Source organism: Halomonas sp. H33-56 (assembly GCF_040147035.1).
Taxonomy (GTDB): Bacteria; Pseudomonadota; Gammaproteobacteria; order Pseudomonadales; family Halomonadaceae; genus Halomonas; species Halomonas litopenaei.
Genome location: NZ_JAMSHP010000001.1, coordinates 1,663,999 through 1,680,202 on the forward strand (window position 1 = coordinate 1,663,999; position 16,204 = coordinate 1,680,202).

Genomic DNA, 16,204 nt, shown 5'->3' on the forward strand with positions numbered 1-16,204 from the left:
TGCGCTCGTGATCATCCCTGGCGCAGTTCGGTCAGCAGGCTTTCCAGCTTGCGCTGATCGGCCATGAACTTGCGGATGCCTTCGGCCAGTTTTTCGGTGGCCATGGCGTCTTCGTTCATGGCCCAGCGGAAGTCGTCTTCGGTCTGGGGCTCCGGTGCGCTGGTCTCGGCGTCGCTACGGACGAGGCGGCGTTCGAGAGCGCCTTGCTGACCGTGCAATTCCTCGAGCAGTGCCGGCGAGATGGTCAGACGATCGCAGCCGGCCAGCGCCTTGACCTCGTCGGTGTTACGGAAGCTCGCGCCCATCACGATGGTCGAGTAGCCGTGGCCCTTGTAGTGGTCGTAGATGCGCTTGACCGATTGCACGCCGGGATCGTTGTCGCCGCTGAAGTCGGCCTCCGGCTGCTGGGCCTTGTGCCAGTCGAGGATGCGGCCGACGAAGGGCGAGATCAGCGTGACTCCGGCGTCGGCGCAGGCCTGAGCCTGGGCGAAGCTGAACAGCAGCGTCAGATTGGTGCGGATGCCTTCTCGCTCCAGCGTCTTGGCGGCACGAATGCCTTCCCAGGTGGACGCCACCTTGATCAGGATGCGCTCGGCGCCGACGCCTTTGCGGGCATAGCGCTCGATCAGTGAATGGGCGCGAGCCAGGGTACCTTCGGTATCGAACGATAGCCGTGCGCTGACCTCGGTCGACACATAGCCAGGCACCAGCTCGCTGATCTCGCTGCCGATGTCCACCGCCACGGCGTCGAGAGCGTCATCGATGTCGTTGGCCTCCTTGGCGATGGCGGCCAGGCGGGCGCGACGATCGGCGTGGCTGGCGGCCTGCAGGATCAGCGACGGGTTGGTGGTGGCGTCGGTGGGCTGGAAGCGACGAATGGCGTCCAGGTCGCCGGTGTCGGCGACCACCGTGGTCATCGCCTTCAGTTGGGTCAGCAGATCATCTGCCATGTGGCAATCTCCGTAGTTGGGCGGTGGTGAGCTGGACCTACTGTACCAAGGCGTCGATGTGGACAACAGCCGCAGCGGCGTCACGATCAACCCGATGACAATTTTTCAAACCTTGTTCTTCATGGAGCGCCTGTGTCCCTGAATGCCCGGCGTGTCGCCCTGCTGGTGGCCGCCAATACCGCCCTTGCCCCCTTCGCCATCGACGCCTATCTGCCGGCCATGCCGGCGCTGGCCGAGTCGGTGGGGGCCAGTGTTCATCACACCGAGCTTTCACTCAGCGTGTTCATGGTCGGCTTTGCCGTGGGCCAGCTCACTTGCGGGCCGCTTTCCGACCGCATCGGACGCAAGCCGGTGCTGCTGGCCGGACAGATCCTGTTCTTGATCGCCAGTCTGGTGATCGTCAGCGTCGATTCGTTGACGGAGCTTCTGGTCTGGCGCTTTGTCCAGGCGCTCGGCGGCGGCGCCTGCGTGGTCAATTCCGCAGCCATCGTGCGCGACTGTTTCAGTGGCCGCGAGGCCGCCAAGGTCATGTCGACGATGGCGATGATCCTGATGCTGGCGCCGCTGGTGGCGCCGATGGTCGGCAGCCTGCTGCTGTACCTGGCCGACTGGTGGCTGATCTTCGTCTTCCTGGCGGTCTATGCCGCCTTCCTGATGTGGCTGCTCGGGGCCTTTCTGCCGGAGACCCGGCCTGCAGGGGCACCGGTGGCCTCGCCCCGTCAGGTGCTGCGCAACTACGCAAGTGTGCTGACCGACCGTCAGGCCATGGGCTACATCCTGGCGGTGGCGGCGTCCTTCGCCGGCATCTTTGCCTTCGTCACCTCGTCGCCGTTTCTCTACATGCAGCACTACGGGCTGTCGCCGGCGGCCTATCCCTTCGTCTTTGGTGCAAATGTAGTGGTGATGGCGCTATCCAACCGGGTCAATATTCGCCTGCTGCGGCGGCGTACACCCCAGCAGAACCTGCGTCTTGGTCTCGCCATTCAGCTGGTCGCCGCCGGCGGCCTGCTGGTGGTAGTGGCCACGGGGACGGACTCGCTGTTCACGGTGGTGCCTCTGGTGATGGCGTTTCTGGGCGTGGTGGGGCTGATCTCGCCCAACGCCATTTCGTCGCTGCTGGAGCGCTTCAGTCATATGAGCGCTACCGCCACGGCGCTGCTCGGCAGTATCCAGTTCAGCAGTGCAGCACTGTCCGGTGCCCTGGTCACCGCCTTTGAAATCGACTCTGCCTGGCCCATGGTGATCGCCATGGTCACGGTGGCGTTGATCGGCAACGTCGGCCTGCGCGTGCTCGCCGGACGTCCGCCTCGGGTCGAGGAGGCGGCGTCATGATGGCGTCGTTGCTGGCCGCAGTGCAGGACTGCGCAAGTGAGTGGTGGGTGCTCAGCGAGCTGACCCTTGGCTCGTGGCTGTGGGTGGGGGCGGTACTGGCGCTGGGGACCTTCGTCCAGCGTACCACCGGCTTCGGCATGGCGGTGGTGGGGGCGCCACTGATCCTGTTGAAGGCGCCGTCCCTGGTGCCGGTGGTGCTGGTGGTCTACGGCTTTCTGGTGTCCTGTCTGGTGGTACGCCGCTATCGCCGGGAAGTCGCCATGACCGATATCTCCATGGCCCTGGTGGGCAAGGTGCCGGGAACCCTGCTCGGGGTCTGGCTGTTGCTGGTGGCGCCCATGGCGACGCTGGAGGTGATGATCGCCAGCATCGTGCTGTTTGCGGTGGTGGTGACGCTGTTCAAGCTGCGCCTGCCGGTCAACCGCTCGTCACTGTTTGGTGCTGGTTTTCTGTCGGGAGTGTTCGGTGCCGTGGCGGCGATCGGCGGACCGCCCATCGTGCTGCTGATGCACGGCATGCCGATGGACCGCCTGCGGGGCAACCTGGCGGCGTTCTTTCTTATCTCGTCGTTGATGACCCTGGCGAGCCTGGCCGCCGTGGGCAGGGTGCCGCTGTGGCTGTTGGGCGTGAGCCTCAGTTTCATGCCCATGGTGGTGGCGGGCCACGCCCTGGGGGCGGTGCTGGCGCCGAAGTTGCCTCGGCGACTGTTGCAGGCGGCGTCCTTGACCCTGTGCGCCGCGGCGGCATTGGGGCTATTGATCAGCTGACCCCGTTGTTTCATGTTGTCGCTATCGAAGCGACACCAGATTGGCCGTCCGGCGCAAAGCCGCGCGGCCTTTTTTCTCGGCACCTTCTTTTGTGTCCGCTCGGGATGCCGCCGGCTGTAAAAGGGTGGCGATGACCGGGGTCGCGGTGACAGGGCCGTGACGCCGTCATGACATGGCCGGGCGGGAGGAGGGGCAGGGGGGAAGCGTAAGAGGTATCGGGAAGGCGTCAACCGGAGTGGACTGTCATGAAGCTGTCATTTTTCTGCGGCATTGTGTGTTTCGCGAAGGTTGACCATCTCATCATCAGGAGCTTTCTCCATGAACCGCATCCTCAAGACCACCGCTATCGCCGCCGCCGTCATGGGCGTGGTGGGTGTCGCTCAAGCCCGCGATCAAGTCCGTATCGTTGGTTCCAGCACCGTCTACCCGTTCTCGAGCTACGTGGCCGAAGAGTTCGGTGCCACCACCGACTTCCCGACGCCGGTCATCGAGTCCACCGGTTCCGGTGGCGGCATGAAGCTGTTCTGCTCCGGTCTGGGTGACGATACCCCGGACATCACCAACGCCTCGCGTCGCATGAAGACTTCCGAGTTCGAGACCTGTGAAGCCAACGGTGTGACCGACATCACCGAAGCCTTCATCGGCTATGACGGCATCGCCTTCGCCCAGTCCGGCGACAACGAGGCGATGGACGTCACCCGCGAGCAGATCTTCCTGGCGCTGGCCGCCAAGGTGCCGGTCGATGGTGAGCTGGTCGACAACCCCTACACCAAGTGGAGCGACATCGATTCCTCGCTGCCGGATCGCGAGATCGCCGTCTATGGGCCGCCCACCACCTCCGGTACCCGTGATGCCTTCGCTGAGCTCGTGATGGAAGCCGTTTCCGAGGACATGGAGGCCTACGGCGGTGAAGGTTACACCGACGTGCGCGCCGACGGTGCCTTCATCGACGCCGGCGAGAACGACAACCTGATCGTTCAGCGCCTGGCCGAGAACACCGATGCCTTCGGCATCTTCGGCTACTCCTTCCTGGAAGAGAACTCCGACACCCTGATCGGCTCCAGCATCGACGGCGTCGAGCCGACTCCGGACGCCATCGGCAGCGGTGAGTACCCGGTGTCTCGCTCCATGTTCTTCTACGTGAAGAACCAGCACGCCGAAGACGTGCCGGCCATGTACGAGTACGCCAACATGTTCATGAGCGAGCAGATGGTCGGTGACCTCGGCTACCTCAAGGGCATCGGCCTGATCCCGGCGCCGGAAGACGAGCGCGCCGAGGCTCGCAGTGCCGTCGAGAACCACGAGACCCTCGAGCTGGCCGACCTGAAGTAAGGGACACGGTCCTGATCACGCCGGCCGGCATCCTGCAACGGGTGTCGGCCGGTACACGTTCCGGCAAGCCTATGCTTGCTTGAGCACAGAACCCCGAGAGACACCCATGCAGACCAACCAACTCCTGGCGATGTTCAGCGGCTCGCTGCTTCTGCTCGGTCTGATCGCCTTCTTCCTGGCCCGCGGCAAGGCCGCCAGAGTCCGAGCCTCCGGCACCTCCATGTACGCCCAACCCGATCAGTACGGCTGGTTCACCGTCATGTCAACGGCGGGTCCGGCACTGGTGGTCGGTGCCGTGGGTGGCTTCATCATGCTGCTCGTGGGTGCCGAGATTCCGCCGCTGCTGCTGCTGGCCAGTTGCCTGGTCATCGCCTGCATCGGCCTGGTGCTGGGCGTGGCGATGGTGCGCCCCGACTTCCACGCGCGTCAGGCGATCGAGCGGGTCATCCGCTTCATTCTTGCCGGCGCGGCTCTGATCTCCATCTTCACCACCCTGGGGATCCTGCTGTCCATCGTCTTCGAGGCGATCCGTTTCTTCCAGATGCAGAGCTTCTGGGACTTTATCACCGGCACCACCTGGAACCCTGGTGCCAGCTTCCTCGAGGCCGCCGGTCGCGCCGAGGAAGGGGCCAGTGCCGCCAAGTTCGGTTCGGTGCCGCTGTTCGCCGGTACCTTCATGATCACCTTCATCGCCATGCTGGTGGCGATTCCGATCGGTCTGCTGGCGGCCATCTACATGGCCGAGTTCGCGCCGCCCAAGGTGCGCACCATCGCCAAGCCGGTACTCGAGGTGCTGGCCGGCATTCCGACCGTGGTCTACGGCTTCTTCGCCGCCATCACGGTGGCGCCGATCATCGTTGCCGTGGCCGGGTTCTTCGGTCTCGAGGCCTCGTTCAACAACGCCCTGGCCCCGGGCATCGTCATGGGCATCATGATCATTCCGTTCATCTCCTCGCTGTCCGATGACGTCATCAACTCGGTGCCCAACAGCATGCGCGAAGGCTCGCTGGCGCTGGGCCTGACCAAGGGCGAGATGATTCGCGACATCGTGGTGCCGGCAGCCCTGCCGGGCATCATCTCGGCCTCGCTGCTGGCGGTGTCACGGGCGCTGGGCGAGACCATGATCGTGGTGATGGCGGCAGGCATGCGCCCCAACCTGACCTTCAATCCGCTGGAAGACATGACCACCGTGACCGTGCGCATCGTCGCCGCGCTGACCGGTGACCAGGAATTCGCCAGTGCCGAGACGCTGTCGGCGTTCGCACTCGGACTGATGCTGTTCGTGGTAACCCTGAGCCTGAATCTGGTGTCGGTGATCATGATCCGTCGCTTCCGCGAAAAGTATCGCGTCAACAACCTGTAAGCCGTGGAGCCAAAGCCAATGAGACAATCCTTCGATGACATCAGCGCCCAGCTCCGCGCTCGCCACCGCAGGTCGGCCCGACTGAAGTGGGCGTCCATGGGAGCGCTCGGCCTTGCCGGCCTGTTCCTGGTGCTGTTCTTTGCCGACATGCTGGTCAAGGGGCTGCCGGCCTTCCAGCAGGCCCAGATCCAGGTCGAGGTGGACTACTCCGAGCAGGCCAGCCAGATTCCCCTGGCGGCGGTTCAGGAAGACGTCCGCCCGCTGGTCAGTCGCGGCTATCTGCGCCTGATCCCCGGCCGCATGGAAGACAACCCGGACCTGCTCGGTACCACCCGCATGGAGTGGGTGCTGGCCGACGGCCAGGTGGACCAGTACCTCAAGGGCCACCACGCCAAGCTCAGCAACAAGGAAATGGCGGTGGTCGATCGGCTGAAAGAGGATGGGCGGGCCGAGCTGCGTTTCAACTCGACCTTCTTCTCCAGCGGTGACTCCAAGATGCCCGAGCTCGCCGGTATCGCTTCGGCGGCCATGGGCACCGTGCTGACCCTGCTGGTGACCCTGGCGGTGGCCTTTCCCATCGGCGTGATGACGGCGGTCTACCTGGAAGAGTTCGCGCCGGACAACCGCTTTACCCAGTTGATCGAGATCAATATCAACAACCTGGCGGCGATTCCCTCGATCCTGTTCGGTCTGCTGGGCCTGGCGATATTCATCAACTTCTTCGGTGTGCCGCGCTCCTCCCCGGTGGTCGGTGGCCTGACCCTGGCGCTGATGACCCTGCCGGTGATCATCATCGCCACCCGGACCGCGCTTCGCAGCGTGCCCGACTCCATCCGTCATGCCGCCTTCGGCGTCGGCTGCTCACGCTGGCAGATGGTGCGCGATCACGTCCTGCCGGTGGCGCTGCCGGGCATCATGACCGGTTCGATCATCGGCCTGGCTCAGGCCATGGGCGAGACCGCTCCGTTGATCATCGTCGGCATGGTGGCCTTCATCCCCGATGTGACCAACTCCTTTACCGAGGCGGCCACGGTGCTGCCGGCACAGATATTCACCTGGGCGGGCGAGCCTGACCGGGCCTTCATCGAGAAGACGTCGGGCGGCATTCTGGTGCTGCTGTCGATCCTTATCACGCTCAACGCCACCGCGGTGGTGCTGCGCAAGAAATTCGAGCGGCGCTGGTAAACCGGCCCCCAAACAGGATACGTTGCCATGAACATGAAAGTTGCCCAGCGCGGAGAAAGCGTGATGAAGCAGGACCAGCCCGGCCAGCCGGTCACTCGCAACGAGGATGCCAACCACGAGTTGAGCATTCGAGTGAACGACCTGAATCTGTGGTACGGAGACTTCCACGCGCTGAAGTCGATCGACATGGATCTGTACCAGAAAAACGTGACCGCCCTGATCGGCCCGTCCGGTTGCGGCAAGTCGACCTTCCTGCGTTGCCTGAATCGCATGAACGATCTGATCCCGAGCGTACGCGTCAAGGGCCTGATCGAGATGGACGGCCGCGACGTCTACGAGCCCAAGATGGACGAGGTCGCGCTGCGGCGTCGGGTCGGCATGGTGTTCCAGAAGCCGAACCCCTTCCCCAAGTCGATCTACGACAACATCGTCTATGCCCCGAAGATGCATGACCTGGTCAGCCGCAAGGCCGACCAGGACGAGCTGGTCGAGCGCGCCCTGCGTGATGCCGGCCTGTGGGAAGAGGTCAAGGACAAGCTGCACCAGCCCGGCACCTCGCTGTCCGGTGGCCAGCAGCAGCGTCTGTGCATCGCCCGTGCCATCGCGGTCCAGCCGGACGTGATCCTGATGGATGAGCCGACCTCGGCGCTGGACCCGATCTCCACCGCCACCATCGAAGACCTGATGGACAAGCTCAAGCAGCAGTACACCATCATCACGGTGACGCACAATATGCAGCAGGCGGCTCGTGTCGCCGACTACACGGCGTTCTTCCACCTCGGAGAGGTCATCGAGTACAACGACACCAAGACCATGTTCTCGACCCCGCATACCAAGAAGGCCGAGGACTACATCACCGGTCGTTACGGCTAGGCCGAGAAGCGTCGGTCAGCGTGGTAGCGTTCACCGCGGTAGCAAAGGGAGGCCTTCGGGCCTCCCTTTTTACTACCTGTGAACCGGGCCCAGTAGCCGTGGTGGCCCGCTCTGGTGTCAGGATTGGTGTCTGCATCTGATGTCAGGGTCTGGTGCAGGGGTCTGGTGTCAGGGGGCTGGCATCAGGAACTGGCGGGCTGGCGGCGGACGTAGGCGGCGACACCACGCATCGACCACAGTCCCAGCACCGGTCCGGGCAACAGTAGCCACAGCACGCTCAGTTCGTGCTCCTGCCACAGGCTGGCACCGAGCCAGATACCGGGCAGGGTAAGGGTGAAGCCGATGGCGTTCATCACCGCCAGGGTCGCGCCGATGTGTGCCCTGGGGGCGGTGGCCGAGGCCAGTGACGAGAACTGGGCCGAGTCGGCGATGACGCTGAAGCCCCAGAGGTACAGCAGGCCCAGCAGCAGCAGGGGGCTGGCCTGACCAAGCCAGGGGTAGATCAGGCACAGGGCGCCGGAGGTGGCGAGCGCCAGGTTGGCCGCACTGGCGCTGCCGTGGCGTCGGCTGAGGGCGCCGGCCAGGATGCAGCCCAGCGCCCCCACGGCGATGACCGAAAAGCTCAGCCAGGGCGCCCAGTCGGCTGGCGCCTGAAGGCGCGTGACCTCACGGCCGACCAGGAAGGGCACCAGCAGCCAGAAGGCGTAGAGTTCCCAGCAGTGGCCGAAGTAGCCGCCGGCGACGCTGAGAAAGTGGCGATCACGAAAGGCGGCAAGGCCATCCTTCAGTCTGGCGCGAGACGCGTTTGCTGGCAGGTGCGGGCCGTCGCCCAATAGCGCCACGGCGATGCCACCGGCCACCGCCAGGGCCGAGGACAGGATCAGGGTCCAGGCCCAGGGGAGGTCCAGGGTGGCGCCGCGCAGCAGATGGGGCATGGCCGTGCCGAGTGTCAGCATGCCCACCAGCCAGGCCAGGGCGGCCCCGGTGTGACGCGGGGTCCAGCCGATCACCAGCTTCATGCCCAACGGGTAAATGCCGGCCAGGCAGAGCCCGGTGGCGAAGCGCAGCAGCAGGGCGAGGGCGTGTTGCTCGGCAACCGTGATAAAGGCGAGGTTGACCAGAGCGCCTGCCAGGCTAGCGCTCAGAAAGATGCGACTGGCGCGGTAGCGATCGGCGAGACCGCTGGCGGCGATCGTCAGGGTGCCGACGATAAAGCCGAGTTGCACTGCCAGCGTCAGGTGACCGATTTCGGCCTCGCGAATGCCGAGGTCGCTTCCCAGCGAGGCGGCAACGCCGTTGATGCTGAACCACAGCGATGTACCGCACCACTGTGCCAGCACGATCAGCGGCAGGGCCAGGCGAGAGCGCTCCATGCGTGAGTCCTGTTGTGGATCCAGACCTGAGGTCAAAAAAATGGCCGGGAGCGCCTGTGAGCGCCCCCGGCCATGCTGACCGCTTATCGGCGTGGAAGGCAAGCGTCGCGCCTGCCTTTCAGACTACGACGTTGGCTAACCAGGTCTCGACGTCAGTCGATCAGCTCTCGGCCTCATTCGATCAATGGCCGGCCTCAGTCGATCAGTTCCACCGCCACGGCGGTGGCTTCACCGCCGCCGATGCACAGACTGGCGATCCCTCGTTTTCCGCCCTTGGTGCGCAGGGCGTGGATCAGGGTGGCGATGATCCGTGAGCCAGTGGAGCCGACCGGGTGACCCTGGGCGCAGGCGCCGCCGAAGACGTTGACCTTGTCGTGGGGTAGCCCAAGATCGTCCATGGCCATCAGGGTGACCACGGCGAAGGCCTCGTTGATCTCGAACAGATCCACATCGTCCACCGACCAGTCGAGTTTCTTCATCAGTGACTCGATGGCGCCCACCGGGGCAATGGTGAACTCGCTGGGATGACGCGAGTGGGTGCTGTGGCCAAGCATGCGGGCCAGCGGGGTGGCGCCGAGGCGATCCGCCGCTGCCCGGGTGGACAGGATCAGGGCAGAGGCGCCGTCGGAGATGGAGCTGGCATTGGCCGCCGTGATGGTCCCGTCCTTGGCAAAGGCCGGCCTCAGGGTGCGAATCTTGTCCAGGCGAGCCTGGAAGGGTTGCTCGTCATGCTCGACCAGGGTGTCGCCCTGACGGCTGGAGACCGTGACGGGGGCCATCTCGGCGGCCAGGTGGCCGGCCTCGGTGGCCTGCATCGCCCGCTCCAGTGAAGCGATGGCGAAGTCGTCCATGCGCTCGCGTTCGTAGCCGCGCTCACTGGCGACCTCCTGGGCGAAGCCACCCATCAGCTTGCCGGTCTCGGCGTCCTCCAGGCCATCGAGGAACATATGGTCCTTGAGCTCGCCATGGCCCAGGCGGTAGCCGCCACGGGCCTTGGTCAACACGTGGGGGGCGTTGGACATGGACTCCATGCCGCCGGCCAGCATGACCTCGGCGGTGCCGGCCTTGATCAGGTCGTGGGCCAGCATGGTGGCCTTCATGCCCGAACCACAGAGCTTGTTGATGGTGGTGGCGCCGCGGTGGTCGGGAATGCCGGCCTGGCGCATGGCCTGACGGGCCGGCCCCTGCTTGACCCCGGCCGGCAGCACGCAGCCGAAGATCCCTTCTTCGATGGCGTCTGCCGGAATCCTGGCGCGCTCGATGGCGGCACGAATGGCGCAGGCGGCCAGTTCGGGGGCGGTCTGACTGGACAGGGAGCCCAGCATGCCGCCCATGGGGGTGCGGGCAGCGGCAAGAAAGACGATATCGGACTGACTCATGGCGTGACTCCTGAAACTCTTGCATGTCGATTCTGCGGTCGAGCGGCAAGGTGTTGTGTTTGTGTGGGCCGTGGACACGGCGCTGTGATGTCAGTGTGGTTCAGTCCCCGGGGTTTCGCTCGCGACGCGAATCGCGTACGACAAGGTCAGCAAACGACGTTGACCCCGAGGGTGGGCTATGCTTTTCTCAACGAAACCAAGCAAGCGCTAGTGTAACTGTCGATGAATGTAATGAATGACTCGCCCCGTCGCAAGGAGCTGACCCGGCTCGCCGCTCAGCTGTTTGTCCAGGAAGGCTTCGATCGCACCACCGTGCGCATGCTGGCACAGGAAATGGGGATCAAGTCAGGAAGCCTCTTTCACCACTTTCGTGACAAGCAGGAGATTCTTGCTGCGGTCATCGAAGAGGGCACCCAGAACGCCTTGACGCTGGCTCGAGCCGCGCTCAAGGACAGTGCGCCCGACCCCTTGTCCAGGCTGCATGCCATGGCGCGGGCCCATCTGGATACGCTGTTGACCGACCGCAACGCCCACGTGGTAGCGCTGTATGAGTGGCGGCGCCTCGACGATGGCGCTCGGGACCACCTGACCCACCTGCGTGACGCCTACGAGGCGCTGTGGAACGAGGTGCTGGATGACGCCATCGCAGCGGATCTGGTCACCGGCGATCGCGCCCTGGTTTCGCGCTTTGTGCTGGGCGCCCTGAACTGGACGGTGCGCTGGTACGACCCGGACGGGCCGCGTGACCCCGAACAGCTGGCCCACGAACTGGTCGTGATGATCACCCGCCGTCCTTGATCTGCCAAGGGCAGAGTAGCGGGCCGCCCCCTGTGATGGACAGCTGGGGCGCGCCGTGTGCCTGGTAGTCGTTTCTGCTCGTCTTTTCTCTTTCTCTTTTCTCTTTTCTCTTTTCTCTTTTGCTCCTGTTCTCCTTTTCCCATTCCCGCGTTGTCGTTGCCTCGATGAGGTTCATTCTTTCGCCGAGTGCGCGGGCACGTCCGTCGTGCTCGGTCGGTGCGGTACTTCGAGGTATTCCTAGACGATGGTCTAGCGCACTCTTGCTTGTGTCATGACGTTGAAGCCTCTAGCTTCAACCCTAGCGCTTGCTAGGTTGACGCTTACGTCAACGGAATATTGCTGCCGGGGTCACCCTGGAGAGCTTCATCAACAATCACAACGCAAGAGGCCCGTCATGAGCCACGTCACGCCCGTCGATGCCGAGAGCTATCGCGAGACCTTCGACATCCAGCAGGTGATCGATCGTCTGGACGACCACCAGGATGGATATCTCAACGCCTATCATGCCTGCTGTGGTCGACATCTAGGGCAGGGCAGGGGCGACGTCCTGGCGCTGGTGCATGAGGACACCGCCGGTCAGGTGAGCCGGTTGACCTATCGTGAGCTCGACCAGCAAAGCGCGCGTCTGGCGGGCTGGATGGCGGCTCGGGGGCTGGGTGTCGGTGACCGTATCGCCTGCATGCTGCCGCGTTCGCCGCAACTGCTGGTCGCCGTGGTGGCGACCTGGCGTCTGGGGGCGGTGTACCAGCCGCTGTTTACCGCCTTCGGGCCGGATGCGGTGGACTACCGCCTGGGACGCGCCGACACCCGCCTGGTCATCACCGACGCGGCCAATCGTCACAAGTTCGACGGCCTGGAAAGCTGTCCCCCGGTGCTGGCGCTGGGTGGGGCCAGCGAGGCGCACCCGCAGGACCTGTCCTGGGATGAGGCGCTGGCCAGCGAAGCGCTTCAGGACTCGCCGCCGCGGCTGTCGCCGGACGCCCCCTTTCTGCAGATGTTTACCTCCGGCACCGTCGGCAAGCCCAAGGGGGTGGCGGTACCGCTGTCGGCCATGCCGGCCTTTGCGCTGTACATGGAGCTGGCCGTCGACCTGCGCCCCGAAGATCGCTTCTGGAACATGGCCGATCCAGGCTGGGCCTATGGCCTCTACTACGCCATCGCCGGGCCGCTGCTGCTGGGCGTCACCACCCACTTCTGCGAGGCGGGGTTCAGCGCCGAGGGAGCGCTTGCCTTCATGCAGCGCCATGACATCACCAATTTTGCTGCGGCGCCCACCGCCTATCGACTGATGAAGGCCTCGGGTCTGTTCGACAATGCCCATGAGACGCTGTCGCTGCGCGCGGCGAGTTCAGCGGGCGAGCCGCTCAATACAGAAGTGGTGAGCTGGGTGGAGTCGGCGCTGGGCTGTCCGGTGATGGATCACTACGGCCAGACCGAGACCGGCATGACCTGCAACAACCACCATCGGCTCGAGCACCCGAAGCACATCGGCGGCATGGGCGTACCCATGCCCGGCTACCGCCTGGTGATCCTCGATGCCGAGTACCAGGAGTTGCCCCCCGGTGAGCCCGGCGTGCTGGCGGTGGATATCGAGCGCTCGCCGGCGCACTTCTTCCCGGGCTATACCTGGCAGGAGAAGCATCCCTTCGCCGAGGGCTACTACCTGACCGGAGACGTGGTGGTGCGCAACGAGGACGGCAGCTTTCAGTTCGCCGGGCGCGACGACGACATCATCACCACCGCCGGGTATCGGGTCGGCCCCACCGACGTCGAAAACTCGGTGCTGACCCACCCCGCGGTGGCGGAATCTGCGGCAGTGGGGCAGCCGGACGAGATCCGCGGCGAGATCATCAAGTCCTATGTGGTGTTGCGTGACGGCTTCGAGGCCAGCGATGCCCTGGCCGACGAAATTCGTCAGCAGGTGCGAGAGCGCCTGTCGACCCACGCCTTCCCTCGGGTGATCGAGTTTGTCGATGAGTTGCCGAAGACCCCGAGCGGCAAGATTCAGCGCTTCAAGCTGCGAGCCGATGCCGCCGAAAAGGCCTGAACGAGCCGTCGGTATGGTGTCGGGCCAGGCATCCAGATAGACGTTTTTACCTTACGCCCCGAGCGAGTGCTCGGGGCTTGTTGCATGATTGATCAGGAGAATTCGCATGCGTATCGAGAACGCGACCTTTGTCATCACCGGAGCCGGCTCCGGCCTTGGCTCCGCCTGTGCCGAACGCCTGGTGGCCGCCGGTGGTCGAGTCGTGCTGTGCGACTTGAGCGAGGGCGTGCAGGACCAGGCCCGTCGTCTGGGCGACGCTGCCATCGCCGTGCAGGGCGATGTCACCTCGGCGGATGACATCCAGGCGGTGATCGACGCGGCCCAGGCCCACGGTGGCAGCCTTGCCGGAGTGATCCACTGCGCCGGTGTGGTCAGCGTGGCCAAGCTGGTGGATCGCCACGGCAACCCGGCCGACCTCGACGCCTATGCGCGCACCGTGCAGATCAACCTGGTCGGGACCTTCAACGTCATGCGCCTGGCGGCGGCGGCCATGAGCCAGAACCCGCCGGGAGACGACGGTGAGCGTGGGGTCATCATCAATACCGCCTCGGTCGCCGCCTTCGATGGCCAGGTGGGGCAGTGCGCCTACAGCGCCTCCAAGGCGGGGGTGGTAGGTATGAGCCTGCCGGCCGCCAGGGAACTGTCGCGTCACGGCATCCGGGTGATGGCGATCGCGCCGGGCGTGTTCGAGACGCCGATGATGGCGGACATCCCCGAGGATGCCGTCGCTGCGCTGTCCCAGGCGGTGCCTTTCCCCAAGCGGCTGGGCAAGCCCGATGAATTTGCCCGCCTGGCAGAGCAGATCATCACCAACAGCATGCTCAATGGCGAAGTCATTCGCCTTGATGGCGGTATTCGCATGCAGTGAATCCTGCCCTGAAACGAACGCTTGACTTAGAGGGCGGTCGTCGCTACTTTCAAACACATGTTTGAAAGTGCGTCCTGGCGAGGTCCATCGCAGGCGCAGCCACCGAATCCAGGAGTGCCCCATGCCCGACTATCAGGCCCCGCTGCGCGACATGCGCTTCGTGATGGACGAACTGTTCGACTACCCGAGCCATTATGCTCGTCTTCCTGCCGGGGATGATGTCTCGCCCGACGTGGTGGCGGCGATCCTCGAGGAGGGCGCGCGCTTCGCCCGCGAGGTGCTGCTGCCCCTCAACCAGAGCGGCGATCGCGAGGGCTGTCGTCTCGAAGGTGGCGAGGTCAAGGCGCCGAGCGGTTTTCGCGAGGCCTATCGACAGTACGTGGAGGGTGGCTGGCCAAGCCTTGCCGCAGAGCCCGAGCACGGTGGCCAGGGGCTGCCGCCGTCACTGTCGATGCTGCTGTCGGAGATGATCTGTGGCTCGAACCTGGCCTGGGGCATGTATCCGGGTCTGTCCCACGGGGCGGCAGACGCGCTGCGACACCACGGCACCAAAGAGCAGCAGCGCGTCTACCTGACCAAGCTGGTGGAGGGGAGCTGGACCGGCACCATGTGCCTGACGGAGCCCCACTGCGGTACCGACCTCGGGCTGATCAAGACCCGCGCGCTGCCCCAGGATGACGGCAGCTATAGCATCAGCGGGACCAAGATCTTCATCTCTGCCGGTGAGCACGATCTGGCCGACAACATCCTTCACCTGGTGCTCGCCAAGCTGCCGGATGCACCAGAGGGATCCAAGGGCATCTCGCTGTTTCTGGTGCCGAAATTTCTACCTGATGGCCAGGGCGAAGCGGGGGAGCGCAACGGCGTGGTGTGCGGCTCCCTCGAACACAAGATGGGCATCCACGGTAACGCTACCTGCGTGATGAACTTCGACGGCGCCACCGGCTACCTGATCGGTGCGCCGAACAAGGGGCTGGCGTGCATGTTCACCATGATGAACGCAGCGCGTATCGGGGTCGGTATCCAGGGCCTGGGGCTCGCCGAGGCGAGCTTCCAGAACGCCCTGGCCTACGCCCGGGATCGACTGCAGATGCGCGCGTTGTCGGGCCCCAAGGCACCCGAAAAAGCCGCGGACCCGATCATCGTCCATCCGGACGTGCGGCGCATGCTGCTGACCCAGAAGGCTATCGCCGAAGGCGGCCGGATGCTGGTGCTGTATACCGCCCAGTTGGTGGACGTGGTCGAGCAGTGTTCGGCCGGCGAGGAGCGCGAGCGGGCCGAGACCCTGCTGGGCCTGTTGACCCCGGTCGTCAAGGCGTTTCTGACCGAGCTTGGTTTCGAGGCCACCAACGAAGGGGTACAGGTGTTCGGCGGCCACGGCTTTATCCAGGAATGGGGCATGGAGCAGATGGTGCGTGATGCACGCATCACACGGCTGTACGAAGGCACCACAGGGATCCAGGCGCTGGACCTGCTGGGACGCAAGGTGCTGATGAACCAGGGCGAGAGCCTGAAGGTCTTCACAAAGGAGATCCACAAGTTCTGCCAGGCCAACGCCGACGACGAGGCCATGGCGCCCTTTGTTGGCCCGCTGGCCAAGCTCAACAGCCAATGGGGCGAGCTGACCATGGGCATCGGCATGAAGGCCATGAGCGATCGTGAAGAGGTGGGGGCAGCCTCGGTGGACTACCTGATGTATTCGGGCTACGTGACCCTGGCCTATCTGTTCGCCCGGTCGGTCAAGTGCGCCCGGGAAGCGCTGGCGGACTCGCCCAGCGACGCCAGCTTCTACCAGGCCAAGATCCACACCGCGCGCTTCTACTTCGAACGGCTGTTGCCGCGCACCCGTACCCACGCCGCCCAGATGCAGGCAGGGGCCGAGGGCCTGATGGCGATGGACGCGGAAAGTTTCGGCCTTGGTTTCGAGGTGTAGACGG

Annotated in this window: 13 protein-coding genes; 10 read left to right on the forward strand and 3 right to left on the reverse strand. The window is 64.7% G+C overall.

What is annotated here, in order from left to right; translation table 11 throughout:
* Nucleotides 1-11: 11 nt before the first annotated feature.
* Nucleotides 12-950 (reverse strand): transaldolase, encoded by a 939-nt coding sequence (gene tal, locus NFH98_RS07200; RefSeq protein ID WP_108447650.1) that lies wholly within the window; start codon nucleotides 948-950, stop codon nucleotides 12-14.
* Between the two features lie 132 nt (nucleotides 951-1,082).
* Here tal and NFH98_RS07205 point away from each other — a divergent pair, with 132 nt between their 5' ends.
* From NFH98_RS07205 to pstB, 6 genes are all read left to right on the forward strand, one after another.
* Nucleotides 1,083-2,282 (forward strand): Bcr/CflA family multidrug efflux MFS transporter, encoded by a 1,200-nt coding sequence (locus NFH98_RS07205; protein ID WP_045993229.1) that lies wholly within the window; start codon nucleotides 1,083-1,085, stop codon nucleotides 2,280-2,282.
* Nucleotides 2,279-3,049, forward strand: a complete 771-nt coding sequence (locus NFH98_RS07210) for a TSUP family transporter (protein WP_349622417.1) — start codon at nucleotides 2,279-2,281, stop codon at nucleotides 3,047-3,049. Before NFH98_RS07205 ends, NFH98_RS07210 begins: the two co-directional genes overlap by 4 nt.
* Before the next feature lie 318 nt (nucleotides 3,050-3,367).
* On the forward strand, nucleotides 3,368-4,381 hold the full coding sequence (locus tag NFH98_RS07215) for a substrate-binding domain-containing protein (protein WP_108132630.1): 1,014 nt from the start codon (nucleotides 3,368-3,370) through the stop codon (nucleotides 4,379-4,381).
* A 106-nt stretch (nucleotides 4,382-4,487) separates the two neighbouring features.
* Entirely contained in the window at nucleotides 4,488-5,744 is a 1,257-nt protein-coding gene (gene pstC / locus NFH98_RS07220) for a phosphate ABC transporter permease subunit PstC (protein ID WP_213228718.1), read from the forward strand.
* An 18-nt stretch (nucleotides 5,745-5,762) separates the two neighbouring features.
* Nucleotides 5,763-6,929 (forward strand): phosphate ABC transporter permease PstA, encoded by a 1,167-nt coding sequence (gene pstA / locus NFH98_RS07225; protein WP_045993232.1) that lies wholly within the window; start codon nucleotides 5,763-5,765, stop codon nucleotides 6,927-6,929.
* Between the two features lie 33 nt (nucleotides 6,930-6,962).
* Nucleotides 6,963-7,802, forward strand: a complete 840-nt coding sequence (gene pstB / locus NFH98_RS07230) for a phosphate ABC transporter ATP-binding protein PstB (RefSeq protein ID WP_108447959.1) — start codon at nucleotides 6,963-6,965, stop codon at nucleotides 7,800-7,802.
* Between the two features lie 182 nt (nucleotides 7,803-7,984).
* Here the strand turns inward: pstB and NFH98_RS07235 are convergent, their stop codons facing one another.
* Complete coding sequence (locus NFH98_RS07235; RefSeq protein ID WP_287164824.1) at nucleotides 7,985-9,175, reverse strand: MFS transporter; 1,191 nt, start codon at nucleotides 9,173-9,175, stop codon at nucleotides 7,985-7,987.
* 194 nt (nucleotides 9,176-9,369) lie between these two features.
* Nucleotides 9,370-10,554 carry an acetyl-CoA C-acyltransferase gene (locus NFH98_RS07240; protein WP_108447653.1) on the reverse strand — a complete coding sequence of 395 codons (1,185 nt, stop codon included), beginning with the start codon at nucleotides 10,552-10,554 and terminating at the stop codon, nucleotides 9,370-9,372.
* Nucleotides 10,555-10,785: 231 nt separating this feature from the next.
* Between NFH98_RS07240 and NFH98_RS07245 the strand changes: the two genes are divergently transcribed.
* From NFH98_RS07245 to NFH98_RS07260, 4 genes are all read left to right on the forward strand, one after another.
* Entirely contained in the window at nucleotides 10,786-11,352 is a 567-nt protein-coding gene (locus NFH98_RS07245; RefSeq protein WP_045993235.1) for a TetR/AcrR family transcriptional regulator, read from the forward strand.
* Between the two features lie 394 nt (nucleotides 11,353-11,746).
* Complete coding sequence (locus NFH98_RS07250; protein ID WP_213228712.1) at nucleotides 11,747-13,399, forward strand: AMP-binding protein; 1,653 nt, start codon at nucleotides 11,747-11,749, stop codon at nucleotides 13,397-13,399.
* A gap of 106 nt (nucleotides 13,400-13,505) precedes the next feature.
* Nucleotides 13,506-14,267, forward strand: a complete 762-nt coding sequence (locus tag NFH98_RS07255; RefSeq protein ID WP_349622418.1) for an SDR family NAD(P)-dependent oxidoreductase — start codon at nucleotides 13,506-13,508, stop codon at nucleotides 14,265-14,267.
* 121 nt (nucleotides 14,268-14,388) lie between these two features.
* Nucleotides 14,389-16,200, forward strand: coding sequence for an acyl-CoA dehydrogenase C-terminal domain-containing protein (locus NFH98_RS07260; RefSeq protein WP_349622419.1), 1,812 nt, complete (start codon nucleotides 14,389-14,391; stop codon nucleotides 16,198-16,200).
* Nucleotides 16,201-16,204: the final 4 nt, after the last annotated feature.

Bases quoted from the DNA above. Each gene is read 5' to 3' on its own strand.
- tal (WP_108447650.1), bottom strand. From the start codon at position 950: ATGGCAGATGATCTGCTGACCCAACTGAAGGCGATGACCACGGTGGTC.
- NFH98_RS07210 (WP_349622417.1), top strand. From the start codon at position 2,279: ATGATGGCGTCGTTGCTGGCCGCAGTGCAGGACTGCGCAAGTGAGTGG.
- NFH98_RS07215 (WP_108132630.1), top strand. From the start codon at position 3,368: ATGAACCGCATCCTCAAGACCACCGCTATCGCCGCCGCCGTCATGGGC.
- pstC (WP_213228718.1), top strand. From the start codon at position 4,488: ATGCAGACCAACCAACTCCTGGCGATGTTCAGCGGCTCGCTGCTTCTG.
- pstA (WP_045993232.1), top strand. From the start codon at position 5,763: ATGAGACAATCCTTCGATGACATCAGCGCCCAGCTCCGCGCTCGCCAC.
- pstB (WP_108447959.1), top strand. From the start codon at position 6,963: ATGAAAGTTGCCCAGCGCGGAGAAAGCGTGATGAAGCAGGACCAGCCC.
- NFH98_RS07235 (WP_287164824.1), bottom strand. From the start codon at position 9,175: ATGGAGCGCTCTCGCCTGGCCCTGCCGCTGATCGTGCTGGCACAGTGG.
- NFH98_RS07240 (WP_108447653.1), bottom strand. From the start codon at position 10,554: ATGAGTCAGTCCGATATCGTCTTTCTTGCCGCTGCCCGCACCCCCATG.
- NFH98_RS07245 (WP_045993235.1), top strand. From the start codon at position 10,786: ATGAATGACTCGCCCCGTCGCAAGGAGCTGACCCGGCTCGCCGCTCAG.
- NFH98_RS07250 (WP_213228712.1), top strand. From the start codon at position 11,747: ATGAGCCACGTCACGCCCGTCGATGCCGAGAGCTATCGCGAGACCTTC.
- NFH98_RS07255 (WP_349622418.1), top strand. From the start codon at position 13,506: ATGCGTATCGAGAACGCGACCTTTGTCATCACCGGAGCCGGCTCCGGC.
- NFH98_RS07260 (WP_349622419.1), top strand. From the start codon at position 14,389: ATGCCCGACTATCAGGCCCCGCTGCGCGACATGCGCTTCGTGATGGAC.